Genomic DNA, 15,421 nt, shown 5'->3' with positions numbered 1-15,421 from the left:
TGCAGCCGAAACAACCAAAACGAATGGTGTAGAATCTTTCGGAAAATAAATGAGATGGCTCTGAAAACTCATGGAAAGGACTGAACTGCTCAGCGCAGGTCATTTGATTGACGTGATTACTCTCTTTATCCACACATCGAAAATCAGTAGAAAACGGCAAGAATTTCCATTAACGCTGAATAAAAACACTTACAAACAATAGCCCAAACCGCCTTCCATCAAATCTTACAAGCACACGGTATTATATGACCCAAATGGAATACAGCCTGGCCACAAAGGAAAGCGGTATCGCCAACCTACTCCATCGGCATCAAAAACTGGCAGCTTTCATTGTAACTACACTGTTCTTCATAGCCTTGCACAAGGTAAAGGGTGTTTCAGTATTTCCTTGGGATGCGGGCACCTATTGGAAGCTTAGTGCCGCCGACTTTCTTTTCGACTTCCCAAAGGATATAAGAGGTTATTTCTACCCCGCCCTATTGACGCCGGCCAGATTCCTCTCCGACACATTCAACGTCTTGGGCTATTTCCCCTATAGAATTATGTCTTCGGTGATATACGCCTATTTTTTCACCGTATTGCTTCCGGAATTCTATTTGCAACTATTCGGGGGGAAGGCTACCTTCCAGCGCCGTCTGATTACACCGATTCTGGTGTCGCTATTGTTCCCCGGGATCATCATTTACACACTGAGCGACCTGCCTGCCCTGGCCTTGATGGTTAGCGCGTCGGTTTGCGTTATTTCATCCGCCAACAAGGCGACGGGTTTTAAACAGTGCGCATTACTTGCATTCGCCGGCCTGATGGCTTACGGCGCCTATAACACCAGAACCATTTATCTTTTTCCGGCGATTCTGCTAACGCTCGCCATATCGCTGGTTGTTTATAACAAGCACTCGAAGCGTATCAGACTACTCGCAACCGTTATCTTTCTCTGCGGAGCCTCCATCGCAAGCATACCGCAAGTGATTGCCAATCATAAAAACCATGATTCATTCTCTCCATTAGTCATCACTAAATCCCCCTACAACCGATCGTTATTCGCCAGTCAGCTCCTCTGGGGAATAACAATGCAGCGCTATGAAACGTCCATCGACGAGACATCACCCGGACCTGCTGTGTTTTACATGGACAAAGCCGGAGAGCAGCTTTTCATCGATAACAAAATCGGTTCCGGACCTTTTGAAGTCAGTACGTACTTCAAGTTGCTTTTGCAAAACCCAGTGGATTTTGCAGGGATTTATGGCAGGCATATCGTAAGCGGTCTGGATCTGCGTGATGGCGAAGTTTATACCGTAGGGCATCCGGGAAAACGAACATCGCTGGCACTGTTCAACTATTTGGTTCTGTTCTCAGGCTTACTCGTAATGACACTGGCCATTGCCACTCAGCGGGTAAAAGCCGAGCAGAAATTCAAGAGCGCTTTTTGGGCCTTACTGATTTTGCTGCCGGTCCTTGCCATTATTCCTGGTGCTATCGAAACTCGCTTCTTCCTTGCTCTGCATCTTGCAATCTATTGCTGCCTGGCCTTTACCACCGAACCTGAATCAATAAAAGCCCTGCTCCGCCGGCACTGGCTGTTGATTATTATGGCGCTGGTAGTGTCTGCAACTCTGTTCTTTTCCATATCGACGACCACGATGGCAAGCCCGCAATACACCTACTCCAGCCTCTACCTGGGGCAGTGGTAGTCATCAACCAGGATAAACAACAATGCGTGAAAACTACCTCCGTTGAGGAGGTAGTTCCACCAGCAGCGGGAGCTTTTTAGGGCGATCACTGTAGGCATGGCAAATGCCCTTGGTAAACACTGATGGGCAAAGGAACACAAGTCACCCGTCCCTTCCAGGGTTCAGCCCTGAAGAGTTCACCCTCTCAAGCCCCTATGGCAGCAGGCATCGTGCAGCGAACAAAGCACTGCCTTGCGGCATACGAGCCACTGTACTCTCTAGAAACTTCGTTTAAGGCGGCGAACAACGTGCCGGCAACTGAGGAGAGGATCTGCTCTGACCATCGTGAGGAGAACACAGGGAGTTTCCCTCCGCAAAAATCACACGCATGAAAAAGCCCAACTCGCTAAAGTTGGGCTAAGTCATTGAAAAATATGGTCGGGACGGAGTGATTCGAACACTCGACCCCTAGCACCCCATGCTAGTGCGCTACCGGACTGCGCTACGCCCCGACTAGGCGTGAAACTCGCTCCTCATCTCGAGGAGCGCTCAAGAATATATCGCAAGCTTTTGAAAACTGGAAGTATTTAAAAGCAGGAAATTATTTCTTGAGGACCACCAGAACATCTTCGAGCTCGGCGATCATCTGGCGGATCATTTGCTTGTATTGGGTTGTATCGTCTTTGGCTTCATCACCGGACAGGCGCAGACGCGCACCGCCGATGGTGAACCCTTGATCGTAAAGGAGCGCGCGGATCTGCCGGATCATCAGCACGTCCTGGCGCTGATAGTACCGGCGGTTTCCGCGGCGTTTGACGGGGTTGAGCTGAGGAAACTCCTGCTCCCAGTAGCGCAGCACGTGCGGCTTTACCGCACACAGCTCGCTGACTTCACCAATGGTGAAGTAGCGTTTGCCCGGGATGACGGGTAGTTCGTCGTTATGACTTGGTTCCAGCATAAGCCTCAACTCGGGCCTTCAACTTCTGCCCTGGACGAAAGGTGACCACACGGCGAGCCGTGATCGGGATTTCTTCCCCCGTTTTCGGGTTGCGGCCAGGCCGCTGGCGTTTGTCCCGAAGGTCGAAATTGCCGAAACCCGACAATTTGACCTGCTCGTTGTCTTCAAGAGCGTGCCTGATTTCCTCGAAAAACAGTTCGACCAATTCCTTGGCTTCCCGCTTGTTCAGGCCCAGCTCTTCATACAGACGTTCCGCCATCTCAGCTTTCGTCAAAGCCCCCATACGTCACTTCCTTAACGTGGCGTTCAACCTTTGTTCGAGCGAGGTGAGGATATTTTGCGTCGTCGAATTCACCTCATCGTCATTAAGAGTGCGCGATGGATGCTGCCAGGTCAAGCCGACTGCAAGGCTTTTTCTATCAGGATCAATACCTTTACCTTGATACACGTCAAATAGCCTGAGGTCTGTCAGCCATTCGCCTGCATTTTCACGGATTACGTCCAGTACAGCCGAGGCCGCTACGTCTTTGTGCGCAATCAGTGCAAGGTCACGACGCACTTCAGGAAAGCGCGACAACTCGTGGAATTTAGGCATTTTGCCCAGAGCGACTTCAGCCAGAACCAGCTCGAAGACGAAGACCGGACGGTCGAGCCCTAAGGATTTCGACAGTTCAGGGTGAATCGCACCGATAAAGCCGACTTCACGCCCTTCACGCTCGATGCGCGCGGTTTGACCCGGGTGCAGCGCCGGGTGTTTGCCCGGGGTGAAAGTGAACGAATCCAGCGCACCGGCAAAACCCAGCACAGCCTCAACGTCAGCCTTGACGTCGAAGAAGTCGACGGTATCACGACCTTGTGCCCAGCCTTCCGGCAGACGGCTACCGCAGACGACACCGGCCAGCATCGGCTCTTGCTTCAGACCTTCCAGTTGGCCGACGAAACGCAGGCCACTCTCGAACAGACGGACACGATCCTGCTGACGGTTGAGGTTGTGCTGCAGCGCCTTGACCAGACCCGGCCACAGCGACGAACGCATGGCGGCCATGTCATTGGAGATCGGGTTCGCCAACAGCAGTGGCTCAACCCCCGGGTTGAACAGCTCGAACTGTTTTGGATCGATGAAGCTGTAAGTGATCGCTTCCTGATAACCACGAGCGACCAGCAGACGACGCAGTTCCGGCAGATCGCTGCGCGCTTCAGCCTTGGCTTGCGGCGCCAGACGAGCTTGCGGGTAACGAACCGGCAGACGGTTGTAACCGTACAGACGCGCCAGCTCTTCGATCAGATCGACTTCCAGACTGATATCGAAGCGATGGCTTGGCACTTCTACGCGCCACTGCCCTGCTCCGTCGGCGGAAACCTTCAGGCCCAAAGCGTTGAGCAGACGCTCGACTTCGGCCGAATCCATTTCCATTCCCAGCATCTGGGTGATGCGCTGAGCGCGCAGAGTGATCGGCGCGATCGACGGCAAGTGCTGCTCGCTGACGGTCTCGATGATCGGCCCGGCTTCGCCACCGGTGATTTCCAGCAGCAGGCCAGTGGCGCGCTCCATGGCTTCACGGGCCAGTTGCCAGTCCACACCACGCTCGTAGCGGTGCGAAGCATCAGTGTGCAGACCGTAGGAGCGAGCCTTGCCCGCCACAGCGATCTGGTCGAAGAACGCACTTTCAAGGAATACGTCGCGAGTAGTCGCGGATACACCGCTGTGCTCGCCACCCATCACACCGGCAATGGCCAGAGCGCGAGTGTGGTCGGCGATCACCAGCGTATCGCTACGCAGGCTGACTTCCTGACCGTCGAGCAGAACGAGCTTCTCGCCCTCTTCCGCCATGCGTACACGAATGCCGCCATTGATTTCCGCGAGGTCGAAAGCGTGCAGCGGCTGACCCAGTTCGAGCATCACGTAGTTGGTGATGTCGACGGCGGCGTCGATGCTGCGCACTTCGGCACGACGCAGACGCTCTACCATCCACAGAGGCGTAGGCTTGGACAAGTCAACGTTGCGGATCACACGACCCAGGTAGCGCGGGCAGGCGGCAGGCGCCAGGACTTCCACCGAGCGCACTTCGTCGTGTACAGCCGGAACAGTCATTACCACCGGACGAGTGACTGGAGTGTCGTACAACGCACCCACTTCACGCGCCAGACCGGCCAGGGACAGGCAGTCGCCGCGGTTCGGGGTCAGGTCGACCTCGATGCTGGCGTCTTCCAGATCCAGATAAACGCGGAAATCTTCGCCCACCGGCGCATCGGCCGGCAGTTCCATCAGACCGTCATTGCCTTCACCGACCTGCAGCTCGGATTGCGAGCACAGCATGCCGTTGGACTCGACGCCACGCAGCTTGGCTTTCTTGATCTTGAAGTCGCCCGGCAGCTCGGCTCCGATCATGGCGAACGGAATTTTCAGGCCCGGACGCACGTTTGGCGCACCGCACACGACCTGGAAGGTTTCCGTGCCATTGCTGACTTGGCAAACACGCAACTTGTCGGCGTCAGGGTGTTGCTCGGTACTCAGAACCTCGCCAACCACTACGCCACTGAATGCACCGGCGGCCGGCGTAACGCTATCGACCTCAAGACCGGCCATCGACAGACGGGCAACCAGCTCGTCGCGATTTACCTGCGGGCTGACCCAGCCACGCAGCCATTGTTCACTGAATTTCATCCTGCTCTCCTAAGAATTCGTTACGACTAGCGAAATTGCGCGAGGAACCGCAAGTCGTTGTCGAAGAACAGACGCAAGTCGTTCACGCCGTAACGCAGCATGGCCAGACGCTCGACGCCCATGCCGAAGGCGAAGCCCGAGAACTCCTCCGGATCGATGCCGGACATGCGCAGCACATTCGGGTGAACCATGCCGCAGCCCATCACTTCCAGCCAGCCGGTCTGCTTGCAGACACGGCAGCCTTTACCGCTGCACATCACGCATTCCATGTCGACTTCAGCGGATGGCTCGGTGAACGGGAAGTAGGAAGGACGGAAACGTACCGCCAGTTCTTTTTCGAAGAACACCCGCAGGAACTCTTCGATAGTGCCTTTCAGGTCGGCGAAATTGATGTCGCGATCGACCAGCAGGCCTTCGACCTGGTGGAACATCGGCGAGTGAGTGATATCGGAGTCGCTGCGGTACACACGGCCTGGGCAGACGATGCGGATCGGCGGCTGCTGCGATTCCATGGTGCGGACCTGTACCGGCGAGGTATGGGTGCGCAACAGCATGTTCGCGTTGAAATAGAAGGTGTCGTGCATCGACCGGGCCGGGTGATGGCCTGGGATGTTGAGCGCCTCGAAGTTGTGATAATCGTCTTCGACCTCAGGGCCTTCGGCAATGCCGTAGCCGATGTGGGTGAAGAACTGTTCGATGCGTTCCAGAGTCCGGGTTACCGGATGCAGACCACCGGAGGTCTGGCCACGGCCCGGCAGGGTTACGTCAATGGATTCGGCGGACAGTTTGGCAGCCAGTTCGGCCTCTTCAAACAGCGCCATGCGCGCATTGAGAACGCCTGTGACACGTTCCTTGGCAACGTTGATCAGGGCGCCGACCTGCGGACGCTCCTCTGCCGGCAAATTCCCCAGGGTCTTCATCACCTGAGTCAATTCACCCTTTTTGCCAAGGTATTGAACCCGGATTTGCTCCAGGGCATTGATATCTTCAGCGCTTTGCACAGCCTCTAGTGCTTGAGAGACCAGCGCATCCAGGTTTTCCATGTACAGACTCCAGATACAAAATAGGGGAAGAGCTTGAAGGCTCTTCCCCTATTTATGACGTTTACCACCTGACCCCACAGAGGTGAGGCCGGGTGACTGTCGGGGGTACTTAAGCCAAGGTGGCTTTAGCTTTCTCGACAATCGCGGCAAACACCGCTTTTTCGTTCACTGCCAGATCAGCCAGAACCTTACGGTCGATCTCGATGGACGCTTTTTTCAGGCCAGCGATGAAACGGCTGTAGGACAGACCGTTAACACGAGCACCAGCGTTGATACGAGCGATCCACAGAGCGCGGAACTGACGTTTTTTCTGACGACGGTCACGGTAGGCGTATTGGCCTGCCTTGATTACCGCTTGCTTGGCAACACGGAATACGCGCGAGCGAGCGCCGTAGTAGCCTTTAGCAAGTTTCAGAATTTTTTTGTGACGTTTACGGGCAATGACGCCACGCTTTACACGAGCCATGAGTTACTTCCTCTATTCTTGATCCAAAAATTAACGAAGGCGCAGCATGCGCTCGACTTTTGCCACGTCAGACGGATGCAGCAAGCTGCTACCGCGCAGTTGACGCTTACGCTTGGTCGACATTTTGGTCAGGATGTGGCTCTTGAAAGCGTGCTTGTGCTTGATACCGTTAGCAGTTTTCAGAAACCGCTTAGCAGCACCACTTTTGGTTTTCATCTTTGGCATGTTCGGATACTCCGCATTCAGTTGATAAACATAATCAGAAGGCCTGCCGTGCCCTGTTGATTACTTCTTCTTTTTCGGGGCGATGACCATGATCAGCTGGCGTCCTTCCATCTTAGGATGCTGTTCGACCGAACCGTACTCGAGCAGGTCTTGTTCAACCCGCTTGAGGAGTTCCATCCCCAGCTCCTGGTGGGCCATCTCACGGCCGCGGAATCGCAAGGATACCTTGGCCCTGTCCCCGTCACTCAGGAAACGTACCAGGTTGCGCAGTTTTACCTGGTAATCCCCTTCCTCCGTCCCTGGACGAAACTTGATTTCTTTTACCTGAATCTGCTTCTGGTTCTTCTTCGCCGCAGCAATCTGCTTCTTCTTTTCGAAGATCGACTTGCCGTAGTCCATCACACGGCAAACCGGTGGGACTGCGTCTGCAGAGATTTCTACCAGATCAAGCTTTGCTTCTTCAGCGATACGAAGCGCTTCATCAATCGAGACGATGCCAATCTGCTCGCCGTCAGCGCCAATTAACCGAACCTCGCGTGCCGAGATATTCTCGTTGATCGGGGCTTTCGGTGCAGTTCGTTTATCTTGTCTCATTTCACGCTTAATAATAATTACTCCGAATCTGGGCGACCACGCCGGGAAACCGCTTGCGCGAGAAACTCAGCGAACTGGGCGACGGGCATCGAGCCCAGGTCAGCACCTTCACGAGTACGCACAGCGACAGTCTGCATCTCGACTTCCTTATCCCCAATAACCAAGAGATATGGAACCTTGAGCAAAGTATGCTCGCGGATTTTAAAGCCGATCTTTTCATTTCTCAAGTCAGACTTGGCACGAAACCCGCTTTCGTTGAGAGTTTTTTCGACCTGAGCAACAAAATCTGCCTGTTTATCAGTGATATTCATGATCACTGCCTGGGTCGGCGCCAGCCACGCAGGGAATGCACCTTCGTAGTGCTCGATCAGAATCCCGACGAAACGCTCGAACGAACCGAGGATCGCGCGGTGCAACATGACCGGATGCTTGCGGCTGTTGTCTTCGGAGACGTATTCGGCACCGAGACGCACTGGCAGGTTGAAATCGAGCTGCAAAGTACCACATTGCCACACGCGACCGAGGCAATCTTTCAGCGAGAATTCAATCTTCGGACCATAGAACGCACCCTCACCCGGCTGCAGATCGTACGGAAGGCCCGCGCTATCAAGGGCCGCGGCCAAGGCCGCTTCGGCGCGATCCCACAGTTCGTCGGAACCAACGCGTTTTTCCGGACGAGTGGACAGTTTCATCTCGACATCGGTGAAACCGAAGTCGCGATAAACATCCATGGTCAGCTTGATGAACGCAGCGGATTCGGCCTGCATCTGCTCTTCGGTGCAGAAAATGTGGGCGTCGTCCTGAGTGAATGCACGCACGCGCATGATGCCGTGCAGCGCACCCGACGGCTCGTTACGGTGGCAGGCACCGAACTCGGCCAGACGCATCGGCAGCTCGCGGTAGCTCTTCAGACCCTGGTTGAACACCTGCACGTGGCAAGGGCAGTTCATCGGCTTGATCGCGTAGTCGCGGCTTTCCGACTCGGTTGTGAACATGTTGTCGGCGTAGTTGGCCCAGTGCCCGGACTTTTCCCACAGGCTACGGTCAACGACCTGCGGCGTCTTGATCTCGAGATAGCCGTTGTCACGCTGCACCTTGCGCATGTACTGCTCGAGTACCTGGTACAGAGTCCAGCCATTCGGGTGCCAGAACACCATGCCCGGCGCTTCTTCCTGGGTGTGGAACAGGCCCAGGCGCTTGCCGATCTTGCGGTGATCGCGCTTTTCAGCTTCTTCGATTCTCTGGATGTACGCTGCCAGCTGCTTCTTGTCAGCCCATGCGGTGCCGTAAACGCGCTGCAATTGCTCGTTCTTGGCATCACCGCGCCAGTAGGCGCCGGACAGCTTGGTCAACTTGAAGGATTTCAGGAAGCGAGTGTTCGGCACGTGCGGACCGCGGCACATGTCGACGTATTCTTCGTGATAGTACAGGCCCATGGCCTGCTCGTTCGGCATGTCCTCGACCAGGCGCAGCTTGTAATCTTCGCCACGGGCCTTGAACACTTCGATCACTTCGGCGCGCGGAGTGACTTTCTTGATGACGTCGTATTCGGTATCGATCAGCTGTTGCATGCGCTGCTCGATGGCAGTCATGTCGTCCGGAGTGAAAGGACGCTCGAAGGCGATGTCGTAATAGAAGCCTTCGTCAATGACCGGACCGATGACCATTTTGGCTGTCGGGTACAACTGCTTGACCGCGTGGCCAACCAGGTGGGCGCAAGAGTGGCGAATGATCTCCAGCCCCTCTTCATCCTTTGGCGTGATGATTTGCAGCGTTGCGTCGCTGTCGATGATGTCGCTGGCGTCGACCAGCTTGCCGTTCACCTTGCCGGCCAGGGTGGCCTTGGCCAGGCCTGCACCGATGGATGCGGCGACCTCGGCTACGGAAACCGGGTGATCGAATGAGCGTTGACTGCCGTCGGGAAGAGTAATAGTTGGCATGGCGCCTCCTCTCCTAGTGGTGACCCCTACCAAAGGTCACGTGGGTTGGGATGAGCCAGTACAAGATCCGATCCAGGCCATTCAATGACGAACGCCTGCCTTACAGCGGCAGGAGCCTTGCGGCCAACCGGAAAACCGAACCAGAGTGACTGGGATTCAAATCAGAGTATTCGTACGTCGCCACTGCCGGGACTGAGGGTCATCCGGAGCCTGCGAACGCCCGAGTCGGCCATGCTAGCACAGATGAACGGTCACACACGCACTCTGGTTTTACCGGCAGGCAAATCGTCTGTTTTGTGCCAGAGTGATGAACTTGATCGGCCACTCAGCCATCAGATAACAAGACATCGACCCACAAGGAGCATCCTCGCATGCGTCTGAACACCCTATTCGCCGCAGTCGTCCCTTTAGTTCTGCTGTTGCCGCTGAGCGCGCAGGCTGCCTGGCCGAAAGGCGTCAAAGAGCAATACATGAACGACTGCACAAAAGCGGCCAGCCAAAGCGTCAACCCGACGGTAGCCAAACAACACTGCACCTGTGGCGCTGATGTCCTGGAGAAGAAATTCACCACACAGGAAATCTCTCAGCTGATGGACAAGAACACCCCGCCGAGCGGTGAGCTGGGTCAGCGCGCGCTGAAGGAAATCTCGGTTTGCCGAGTGCAGAAATAGACCCTGGCGAGCGGATTTACGGGCATTCAGCGAGCGAAAAACGGCCAGAATGCCCCTGAATCCGATATTTTATGCAGGTTTTATAGCTTTTTTTACACCCCGCCGAATTGGCTGAAAGCCTCTGAAACCGGGGGTTACAGACATTCAAACTGTCGAAGCGTCTGCAATATGAAAGCAAACAGCACGTCCGGGGGGCTACCAAAGCGAACATTTCGACTATGATACCCCGGTGTGCCCAGTTGGCCTGAGCAGCACAGTACTACTGAAAATATATGTTTCTTGGAGATACACCATGTCTAATCGCCAAACCGGCACCGTTAAATGGTTCAACGATGAAAAAGGCTTCGGCTTCATCACTCCTCAAGGTGGCGGTGACGACCTGTTCGTACACTTCAAAGCTATCGAATCCGACGGTTTCAAAAGCCTGAAAGAAGGCCAGACCGTTTCCTTCGTGGCTGAGAAAGGCCAAAAGGGTATGCAAGCTGCACAAGTTCGCCCAGAGTAATTTCCCGGCGCACTAAAAAAACCCCGTCCATGTGACGGGGTTTTTTATGCGCGTGACAAAAGTCTGTACAACTCAGCCACAGCTGGCCCGGGTGACCACCAGATTATTGTCGGTATTGAGATTCAGCCGATCAGACCGGTACTCAAGGGTGATCATGTCGTCAGGCTTGAGGAATCGGGCATTCTGCGCGCCGGCCTTTTTGCGCGCCTGCTCCAGCAATTCCGGCGAAGCCTTTTTGCCGACGGCGAACTCCGCAGCGGTTGCCTCGCAACGACTGTGACCGGTTTCGGTCGCCACAGGATCCTTCTGCGACTCGCTGGACGTGGTAGTGCAGCCAGCCAGCATGGCAACTGCCATCAGAGTACCCAGTGACGCGAGCTTCCAAGGCATGAAGCCTCCTTTTTTCAATAGTTGAGCGAACATTGTGCGACCGCCAATACAGCGTTTGGTTTCATGACCTGCGCCACTCCCCTGCCCCACGATCAGAAAAACGGCGAGTTTGCCTCAGCAACGCCTGATACTTCTTCACACAATCGTCACTGAATATGACCAGTGCTCAGTAGACATCGATATAGTCAAAGGGCGGATTCGGCCAGTTGTCCTTGAGCGCATTGAAGATCTGCATTACCCAGACCTCGTCGCTGGCCGCAACGTTGCCCACATAACCCGAGCCCTTGGCCCAGGTCTCCAGGCGAAACGACAAGCCATCGATAGCCTGGCCACCCGTGACCCCCGAAGAGATATACGCAATGCCGTCCTTGGTCACGCGTAACTGGGTGTGCTCATCGTCACTGGCCGATGCCAGCATCAGACGCACGGCGTCCAGCGTCAGGCCGCCGGGGGAATTCAAATCGATTTGCACAACTCAGGCCCTTGGTTAATTCGAAGACGACCAAGTGTCGCATAGCCCTGCGCTCATGCCTAAGTCGCAGTGCCAAACACCGGCCAAAGTGGTTAACTCAAGATTCCAGTCCCGTAACCTTCCGAGCCCATCATGACGACCGTAAGCATCTCAGCCGACATCAAGGCCCACTGGCCACAAGGCCATAGCTCTTACAGTCCGGGCAGCCCGGAGGAATTGGCATTGATCAGCATCGACCTGCTGGTCAAGACACTGGGAACACAAGCCGCGCAATCATTTATTGCCCAGCTGTTCGAGAAGTATCCGGATGACTTCAAGGGCACATCGGACATCGAGAAAGAATAATTAAGGCCCGCAGGCTGGCACCTGCGGGCCTGTTGCTTACTTCAGACGCTTCAGGCGTTCGGTCAACAGATCGAAGAAGCCCTGAGCATCACCGTTTTCCACCCAGAAGGCATTTTTCGGGGCTTTCAGGCCGTCATACCAGTCGACGATGGTCTGCCCGAAGGTCGGACCTTCACGGCTATCAACCACCACGTTCACCGAACGACCGGTGAACAGTTCTGGTTTGAGCAGGTAAGCCACGACCGTGGCGTCATGCACCGGACCACCCGGAATGCCGTAGTGTTCCATATCGCCCTTGATGTACTCGTTGAGGATATCGCCGACAATCTTGCTCGCGTTGTTGTTCAGCGCCGCGATCTGTTTCAGGCGTGCATCACTGGTGAGAATCTTGTGGGTTACATCCAGCGGCAGGTAAGTCAGCTTCACGCCGCTTTTGAGCACGACTTCAGCCGCTTGCGGATCCGCGTACAGGTTGAATTCGGCCACTGGCGTGATATTGCCACCGTTGAAGTGCGCGCCCCCCATGACGACCACTTCCTTGATGCCCTGAACGATCTCCGGCTCCTGAATCAGTGCCAGCGCCAGGTTGGTTTGCGGCCCCAGCATGGCAATGGTGATGCTGTGTGGCTTGGCTTTTTTCAGGGTGTCGATCAGGTAGTTGACCGCATTGCCTTCAGCCAGGCCTTTTTTCGGCTCATGCACGGTGACACCCGACAGGCCTTCCTTGCCATGGATGTTCTCGGCGTAGATCGGTGTGCGCATCAACGGCTTCGGTGCGCCGGCATAAACCGGCACTTCTTCACGACCGGCCCACTCGCGGGCCAGTCGCGCATTGCGTGATGTCTTGTCGAGACGCACGTTGCCAGCCACGGTGGTCAGCGCGCGAATGTTCAGCTCCTCCGGCGATGCCAGAGCAAACAACAGGGCCACCACATCATCGGCACCCGGATCGGTATCGATGATCAGATCAATCTTTTCCGCCGCCTGGGCGCCGGTCGCGGTTATCACGGACAAAAGCAGCAGGCTCCGGATCAGTTGGTGAATTTTTTGAGCATAGCGGTGCATGGCGCATTCCTTGTGCATTTGAAATCAGAAAAGGGACTGAGCCCCGTTAAAACGTTACCCCGGCCACCAGCACGATGTTGCAGTACGGCTGACATTCGCCTGTACGGACAATCGCTCGTGCTTGTCGGCTGAGAGCCTTGAATTGTTCATGACTGAGCAGATCGCGCCGCCCCAGTGCACCTTCTTCATTCAATGCATCCAGCGAAGCCAGCGCAGTGGGTTGCTTGTCGAAGATTTCCTGGGCGAGCACATGGCTTTCCACCTGCATTTCGCTGAGCACGATCTTCAGGGTGCTGACGAAATCCGGAACACCTTGGGTCAGCGCGAGATCGATCAACTCGACACCCGGTGGTACGGGCAAGCCGGCATCACCGATCACGACGATGTCGCCATGACCGAGGGAGGCAATCAGCCGAGACAGGGCGATATTGAGCAATGGAGTCTTTTTCATGCGGGTTTGAACGCCTGTACGTCGGAAGATGTGGGAATGGACGGCTGGGCACCCGCACGAGTAACAGACAGCGCCGCGGCTATCTGACCAAAACGAATGGCCTCGACCTCGGTTTTGCCAACGGCCAGCGCCGCTGCGAAACCGCCAACGAAGGTGTCCCCGGCAGCCGTGGTATCAACTGCTTTCACTTTGGGCGCAGGGAAATGCTGGTAACCCGAGCCGTTGGCGAACAACGCACCCTGAGCACCCAGCGTGACGATCACGTTGCCGGCGCCCATGGAAATGAGTCGTGCAGCTGCTTTTTCAGCGCTTTCCAGCGAGTCCACCGGCAAACCGCTGAGGGCTGCGGCTTCGCTTTCATTGGGAATCAGGTAGTCGATGGAAGCAAACCAGTCCACCGGCAATGGACGGCTGGCCGGGGCCGGATTCAGGATGACCGTCTTGCCCAGTTCACGACCGCGCCTGAGCGCATGACCGACGGTGGCATCGGGAATTTCCAGCTGACAAATGATCACATCCGCTGCCTGCAAGACCGCGTCGAACTGGTCGATCACCGCAGGCGTCATCGAACCGTTGGCTCCGGCAACGATGACGATAGCGTTCTGACTGTTGTCATCGACCACAATCAGCGCTACGCCACTGGAGTCCTCGACCACGCTGACCGCCTGGCAATCGATGTGCTCGACCAGCAATGCCTCGCGCAATTGCACGCCGTAGTCGTCATTGCCGACACAGCCGACCATCGACACCTGAGCGCCCAGCCGGGCGGCGGCCACCGCCTGGTTGGCACCCTTGCCACCTGACACAGTCGCGAACGAATGACCGATCAGTGTCTCGCCACCCCGGGGCAAACGAGGTGCCCGCGTGACCAGGTCCATGTTCAGACTGCCTATTACCACTACATTTGCAGGCATACATCACTACTCATCAATTCGGTTTCAGCGATATTCGGTAAACACGCCAGCCAGCGGCGCAGTCGACTCTCGCAAGACAATACTCGGGGTCACGATCCGCTGATCCGTAGCCAGATCCGGGGTAGCAATTCTTCGCAGCAACACTTCCGCCGCCATCTCGCCCAACTGCAGGATCGATTGCCCCACAGTGGTCAGCGCCGGGTACACGTAACGGCTCATCTGGATATCGTCGAAGCCGATCACCGACAACTGCGCAGGTACGCGCACATTGCGCTCGGCGGCGGCGCGCAGCACACCGATGCCGATCATGTCGTTGCCGGCAAAGATTGCACTGGGGGGATTGCCCTCAAGCAAAACCGCCGCTGCGTTGTAACCGCCAGTGCTGGTGAAATCGCTTTCCAGCATCCGCGATGGCGGTACTTCAATACCCGCCTCTTTCAAGGCGCGGCAAAATCCCGCCTGACGCATTTGCGCAACACTGGTGCTCGCCGGACCACCAATCGTGGCGATATCGCGATGGCCGAGTTCGATCAGGTGCCTCGTTGCCAGATAGGCGCCATATTCATGGTCGATGCGCACGAGATCGGCGTCCACACCCTCCAGCCCCCGGTCAACGATGACCATCGGTGTCTTGACTCCGGCCAGACCTTGTACCAGGCCACTGTCACCGCCAGCGGAGGCGACAATCAAGCCATCGATACGTTTCTCCAGCAGCACCCGAAGGTAGCTGCGCTGCTTTTCCGGATTGTCGTCGGAGTTGCAGAGAATTACGCAGTAGCCATTACGCTCACAATAATCCTCGATCCCCCGGGCCAGCTCGGCGAAGTACGGGTTAAGACTGTTGGGCACCAGCAAGCCAATGGTGGCAGTGGTCTTGGCCTTCAGCGATCGGGCAACAGCACTCGGCACGTAGTCGAGGCTCTTGATCGCCGCCTCGACTTTCAGCCGCACTTCCTGGCTCACCGGCCGGGTGTTGTTCACAACATGGGAAACGGTCGTGTAGGAAATTCCCGCAAGCGCCGCCACATCCTTGATTGTCGCCATGTC

The 15,421-nt window shown here is 55.9% G+C and carries 18 protein-coding genes and 1 tRNA gene; 4 read left to right on the top strand and 15 right to left on the bottom strand.

What is annotated here, in order from left to right; genetic code table 11:
• The first annotated feature begins 245 nt into the window (after positions 1-245).
• On the top strand, positions 246-1,691 hold the full coding sequence (locus M5B44_RS08460; protein WP_248738810.1) for a hypothetical protein: 1,446 nt from the start codon (positions 246-248) through the stop codon (positions 1,689-1,691).
• Positions 1,692-2,105: 414 nt separating this feature from the next.
• On the opposite strand, the gene M5B44_RS08455 is transcribed toward M5B44_RS08460, so the two are convergent.
• From M5B44_RS08455 to thrS, 9 genes are all read right to left on the bottom strand, one after another.
• A tRNA-Pro gene (locus M5B44_RS08455) sits at positions 2,106-2,182 on the bottom strand.
• A gap of 89 nt (positions 2,183-2,271) precedes the next feature.
• Complete coding sequence (locus M5B44_RS08450) at positions 2,272-2,628, bottom strand: MerR family transcriptional regulator (RefSeq protein WP_003179985.1); 357 nt, start codon at positions 2,626-2,628, stop codon at positions 2,272-2,274.
• Positions 2,609-2,911 (bottom strand): integration host factor subunit alpha, encoded by a 303-nt coding sequence (gene ihfA, locus M5B44_RS08445; protein WP_002553164.1) that lies wholly within the window; start codon positions 2,909-2,911, stop codon positions 2,609-2,611. Before ihfA ends, M5B44_RS08450 begins: the two co-directional genes overlap by 20 nt.
• A 3-nt stretch (positions 2,912-2,914) precedes the next feature.
• Entirely contained in the window at positions 2,915-5,293 is a 2,379-nt protein-coding gene (gene pheT, locus M5B44_RS08440) for a phenylalanine--tRNA ligase subunit beta (RefSeq protein WP_248738809.1), read from the bottom strand.
• A 26-nt stretch (positions 5,294-5,319) separates the two neighbouring features.
• A complete protein-coding gene (gene pheS / locus M5B44_RS08435; RefSeq protein WP_085732504.1) occupies positions 5,320-6,336 on the bottom strand; it encodes a phenylalanine--tRNA ligase subunit alpha in 1,017 nt (338 codons plus the stop codon).
• A gap of 109 nt (positions 6,337-6,445) precedes the next feature.
• On the bottom strand, positions 6,446-6,802 hold the full coding sequence (rplT, locus tag M5B44_RS08430) for a 50S ribosomal protein L20 (protein WP_007913489.1): 357 nt from the start codon (positions 6,800-6,802) through the stop codon (positions 6,446-6,448).
• Between the two features lie 30 nt (positions 6,803-6,832).
• On the bottom strand, positions 6,833-7,027 hold the full coding sequence (gene rpmI, locus M5B44_RS08425; RefSeq protein WP_002553160.1) for a 50S ribosomal protein L35: 195 nt from the start codon (positions 7,025-7,027) through the stop codon (positions 6,833-6,835).
• 60 nt (positions 7,028-7,087) lie between these two features.
• Positions 7,088-7,639, bottom strand: a complete 552-nt coding sequence (gene infC, locus M5B44_RS08420) for a translation initiation factor IF-3 (RefSeq protein ID WP_170929631.1) — start codon at positions 7,637-7,639, stop codon at positions 7,088-7,090.
• A complete protein-coding gene (gene thrS / locus M5B44_RS08415; RefSeq protein WP_085689202.1) occupies positions 7,639-9,561 on the bottom strand; it encodes a threonine--tRNA ligase in 1,923 nt (640 codons plus the stop codon). The genes infC and thrS overlap by 1 nt, the downstream gene beginning before the upstream one ends.
• Positions 9,562-9,932: 371 nt before the next feature.
• Between thrS and M5B44_RS08410 the strand changes: the two genes are divergently transcribed.
• A complete protein-coding gene (locus M5B44_RS08410) occupies positions 9,933-10,232 on the top strand; it encodes a hypothetical protein (protein ID WP_085712030.1) in 300 nt (99 codons plus the stop codon).
• 292 nt (positions 10,233-10,524) lie between these two features.
• On the top strand, positions 10,525-10,737 hold the full coding sequence (locus M5B44_RS08405; protein WP_003179963.1) for a cold-shock protein: 213 nt from the start codon (positions 10,525-10,527) through the stop codon (positions 10,735-10,737).
• Between the two features lie 72 nt (positions 10,738-10,809).
• On the opposite strand, the gene M5B44_RS08400 is transcribed toward M5B44_RS08405, so the two are convergent.
• Both M5B44_RS08400 and M5B44_RS08395 read right to left on the bottom strand, forming a co-directional pair.
• Positions 10,810-11,127 carry an I78 family peptidase inhibitor gene (locus M5B44_RS08400; RefSeq protein ID WP_134826099.1) on the bottom strand — a complete coding sequence of 106 codons (318 nt, stop codon included), beginning with the start codon at positions 11,125-11,127 and terminating at the stop codon, positions 10,810-10,812.
• A 166-nt stretch (positions 11,128-11,293) separates the two neighbouring features.
• Positions 11,294-11,599, bottom strand: coding sequence for a hypothetical protein (locus tag M5B44_RS08395; protein ID WP_248738808.1), 306 nt, complete (start codon positions 11,597-11,599; stop codon positions 11,294-11,296).
• Positions 11,600-11,731: 132 nt separating this feature from the next.
• Here M5B44_RS08395 and M5B44_RS08390 point away from each other — a divergent pair, with 132 nt between their 5' ends.
• A complete protein-coding gene (locus M5B44_RS08390) occupies positions 11,732-11,944 on the top strand; it encodes a hypothetical protein (RefSeq protein ID WP_085712027.1) in 213 nt (70 codons plus the stop codon).
• 36 nt (positions 11,945-11,980) lie between these two features.
• Here the strand turns inward: M5B44_RS08390 and M5B44_RS08385 are convergent, their stop codons facing one another.
• The 4 genes from M5B44_RS08385 to M5B44_RS08370 are packed head-to-tail and all read right to left on the bottom strand — an operon-like array spanning position 11,981 to position 15,418.
• Positions 11,981-13,009, bottom strand: a complete 1,029-nt coding sequence (locus M5B44_RS08385) for a nucleoside hydrolase (protein ID WP_248738807.1) — start codon at positions 13,007-13,009, stop codon at positions 11,981-11,983.
• 46 nt (positions 13,010-13,055) lie between these two features.
• Positions 13,056-13,460, bottom strand: coding sequence for a D-ribose pyranase (gene rbsD / locus M5B44_RS08380; RefSeq protein WP_248738806.1), 405 nt, complete (start codon positions 13,458-13,460; stop codon positions 13,056-13,058).
• Positions 13,457-14,374: a ribokinase gene (gene rbsK / locus M5B44_RS08375; RefSeq protein ID WP_248738805.1), complete on the bottom strand. Its 918-nt coding sequence runs from the start codon at positions 14,372-14,374 to the stop codon at positions 13,457-13,459. Before rbsK ends, rbsD begins: the two co-directional genes overlap by 4 nt.
• A gap of 24 nt (positions 14,375-14,398) precedes the next feature.
• Positions 14,399-15,418 (bottom strand): LacI family DNA-binding transcriptional regulator, encoded by a 1,020-nt coding sequence (locus tag M5B44_RS08370; RefSeq protein ID WP_114882125.1) that lies wholly within the window; start codon positions 15,416-15,418, stop codon positions 14,399-14,401.
• Between the last annotated feature and the right edge of the window lie 3 nt (positions 15,419-15,421).

This window comes from Pseudomonas sp. MWU12-2029 (assembly GCF_023242425.1).
Classification (GTDB): domain Bacteria; phylum Pseudomonadota; class Gammaproteobacteria; order Pseudomonadales; family Pseudomonadaceae; genus Aquipseudomonas; species Aquipseudomonas kribbensis.
Note: the sequence above shows the minus strand (reverse complement) of the source record. Positions and strands in the feature narration are given on the sequence as shown.

Coding starts and splice junctions, on each gene's coding strand:
- M5B44_RS08460 (WP_248738810.1), top strand. CDS start 246: ATGACCCAAATGGAATACAGCCTGGCCACAAAGGAAAGCGGTATCGCC.
- M5B44_RS08450 (WP_003179985.1), bottom strand. CDS start 2,628: ATGCTGGAACCAAGTCATAACGACGAACTACCCGTCATCCCGGGCAAA.
- ihfA (WP_002553164.1), bottom strand. CDS start 2,911: ATGGGGGCTTTGACGAAAGCTGAGATGGCGGAACGTCTGTATGAAGAG.
- pheT (WP_248738809.1), bottom strand. CDS start 5,293: ATGAAATTCAGTGAACAATGGCTGCGTGGCTGGGTCAGCCCGCAGGTA.
- pheS (WP_085732504.1), bottom strand. CDS start 6,336: ATGGAAAACCTGGATGCGCTGGTCTCTCAAGCACTAGAGGCTGTGCAA.
- rplT (WP_007913489.1), bottom strand. CDS start 6,802: ATGGCTCGTGTAAAGCGTGGCGTCATTGCCCGTAAACGTCACAAAAAA.
- rpmI (WP_002553160.1), bottom strand. CDS start 7,027: ATGCCAAAGATGAAAACCAAAAGTGGTGCTGCTAAGCGGTTTCTGAAA.
- thrS (WP_085689202.1), bottom strand. CDS start 9,561: ATGCCAACTATTACTCTTCCCGACGGCAGTCAACGCTCATTCGATCAC.
- M5B44_RS08410 (WP_085712030.1), top strand. CDS start 9,933: ATGCGTCTGAACACCCTATTCGCCGCAGTCGTCCCTTTAGTTCTGCTG.
- M5B44_RS08405 (WP_003179963.1), top strand. CDS start 10,525: ATGTCTAATCGCCAAACCGGCACCGTTAAATGGTTCAACGATGAAAAA.
- M5B44_RS08400 (WP_134826099.1), bottom strand. CDS start 11,127: ATGCCTTGGAAGCTCGCGTCACTGGGTACTCTGATGGCAGTTGCCATG.
- M5B44_RS08390 (WP_085712027.1), top strand. CDS start 11,732: ATGACGACCGTAAGCATCTCAGCCGACATCAAGGCCCACTGGCCACAA.
- M5B44_RS08385 (WP_248738807.1), bottom strand. CDS start 13,009: ATGCACCGCTATGCTCAAAAAATTCACCAACTGATCCGGAGCCTGCTG.
- rbsD (WP_248738806.1), bottom strand. CDS start 13,460: ATGAAAAAGACTCCATTGCTCAATATCGCCCTGTCTCGGCTGATTGCC.
- rbsK (WP_248738805.1), bottom strand. CDS start 14,374: ATGCCTGCAAATGTAGTGGTAATAGGCAGTCTGAACATGGACCTGGTC.
- M5B44_RS08370 (WP_114882125.1), bottom strand. CDS start 15,418: ATGGCGACAATCAAGGATGTGGCGGCGCTTGCGGGAATTTCCTACACG.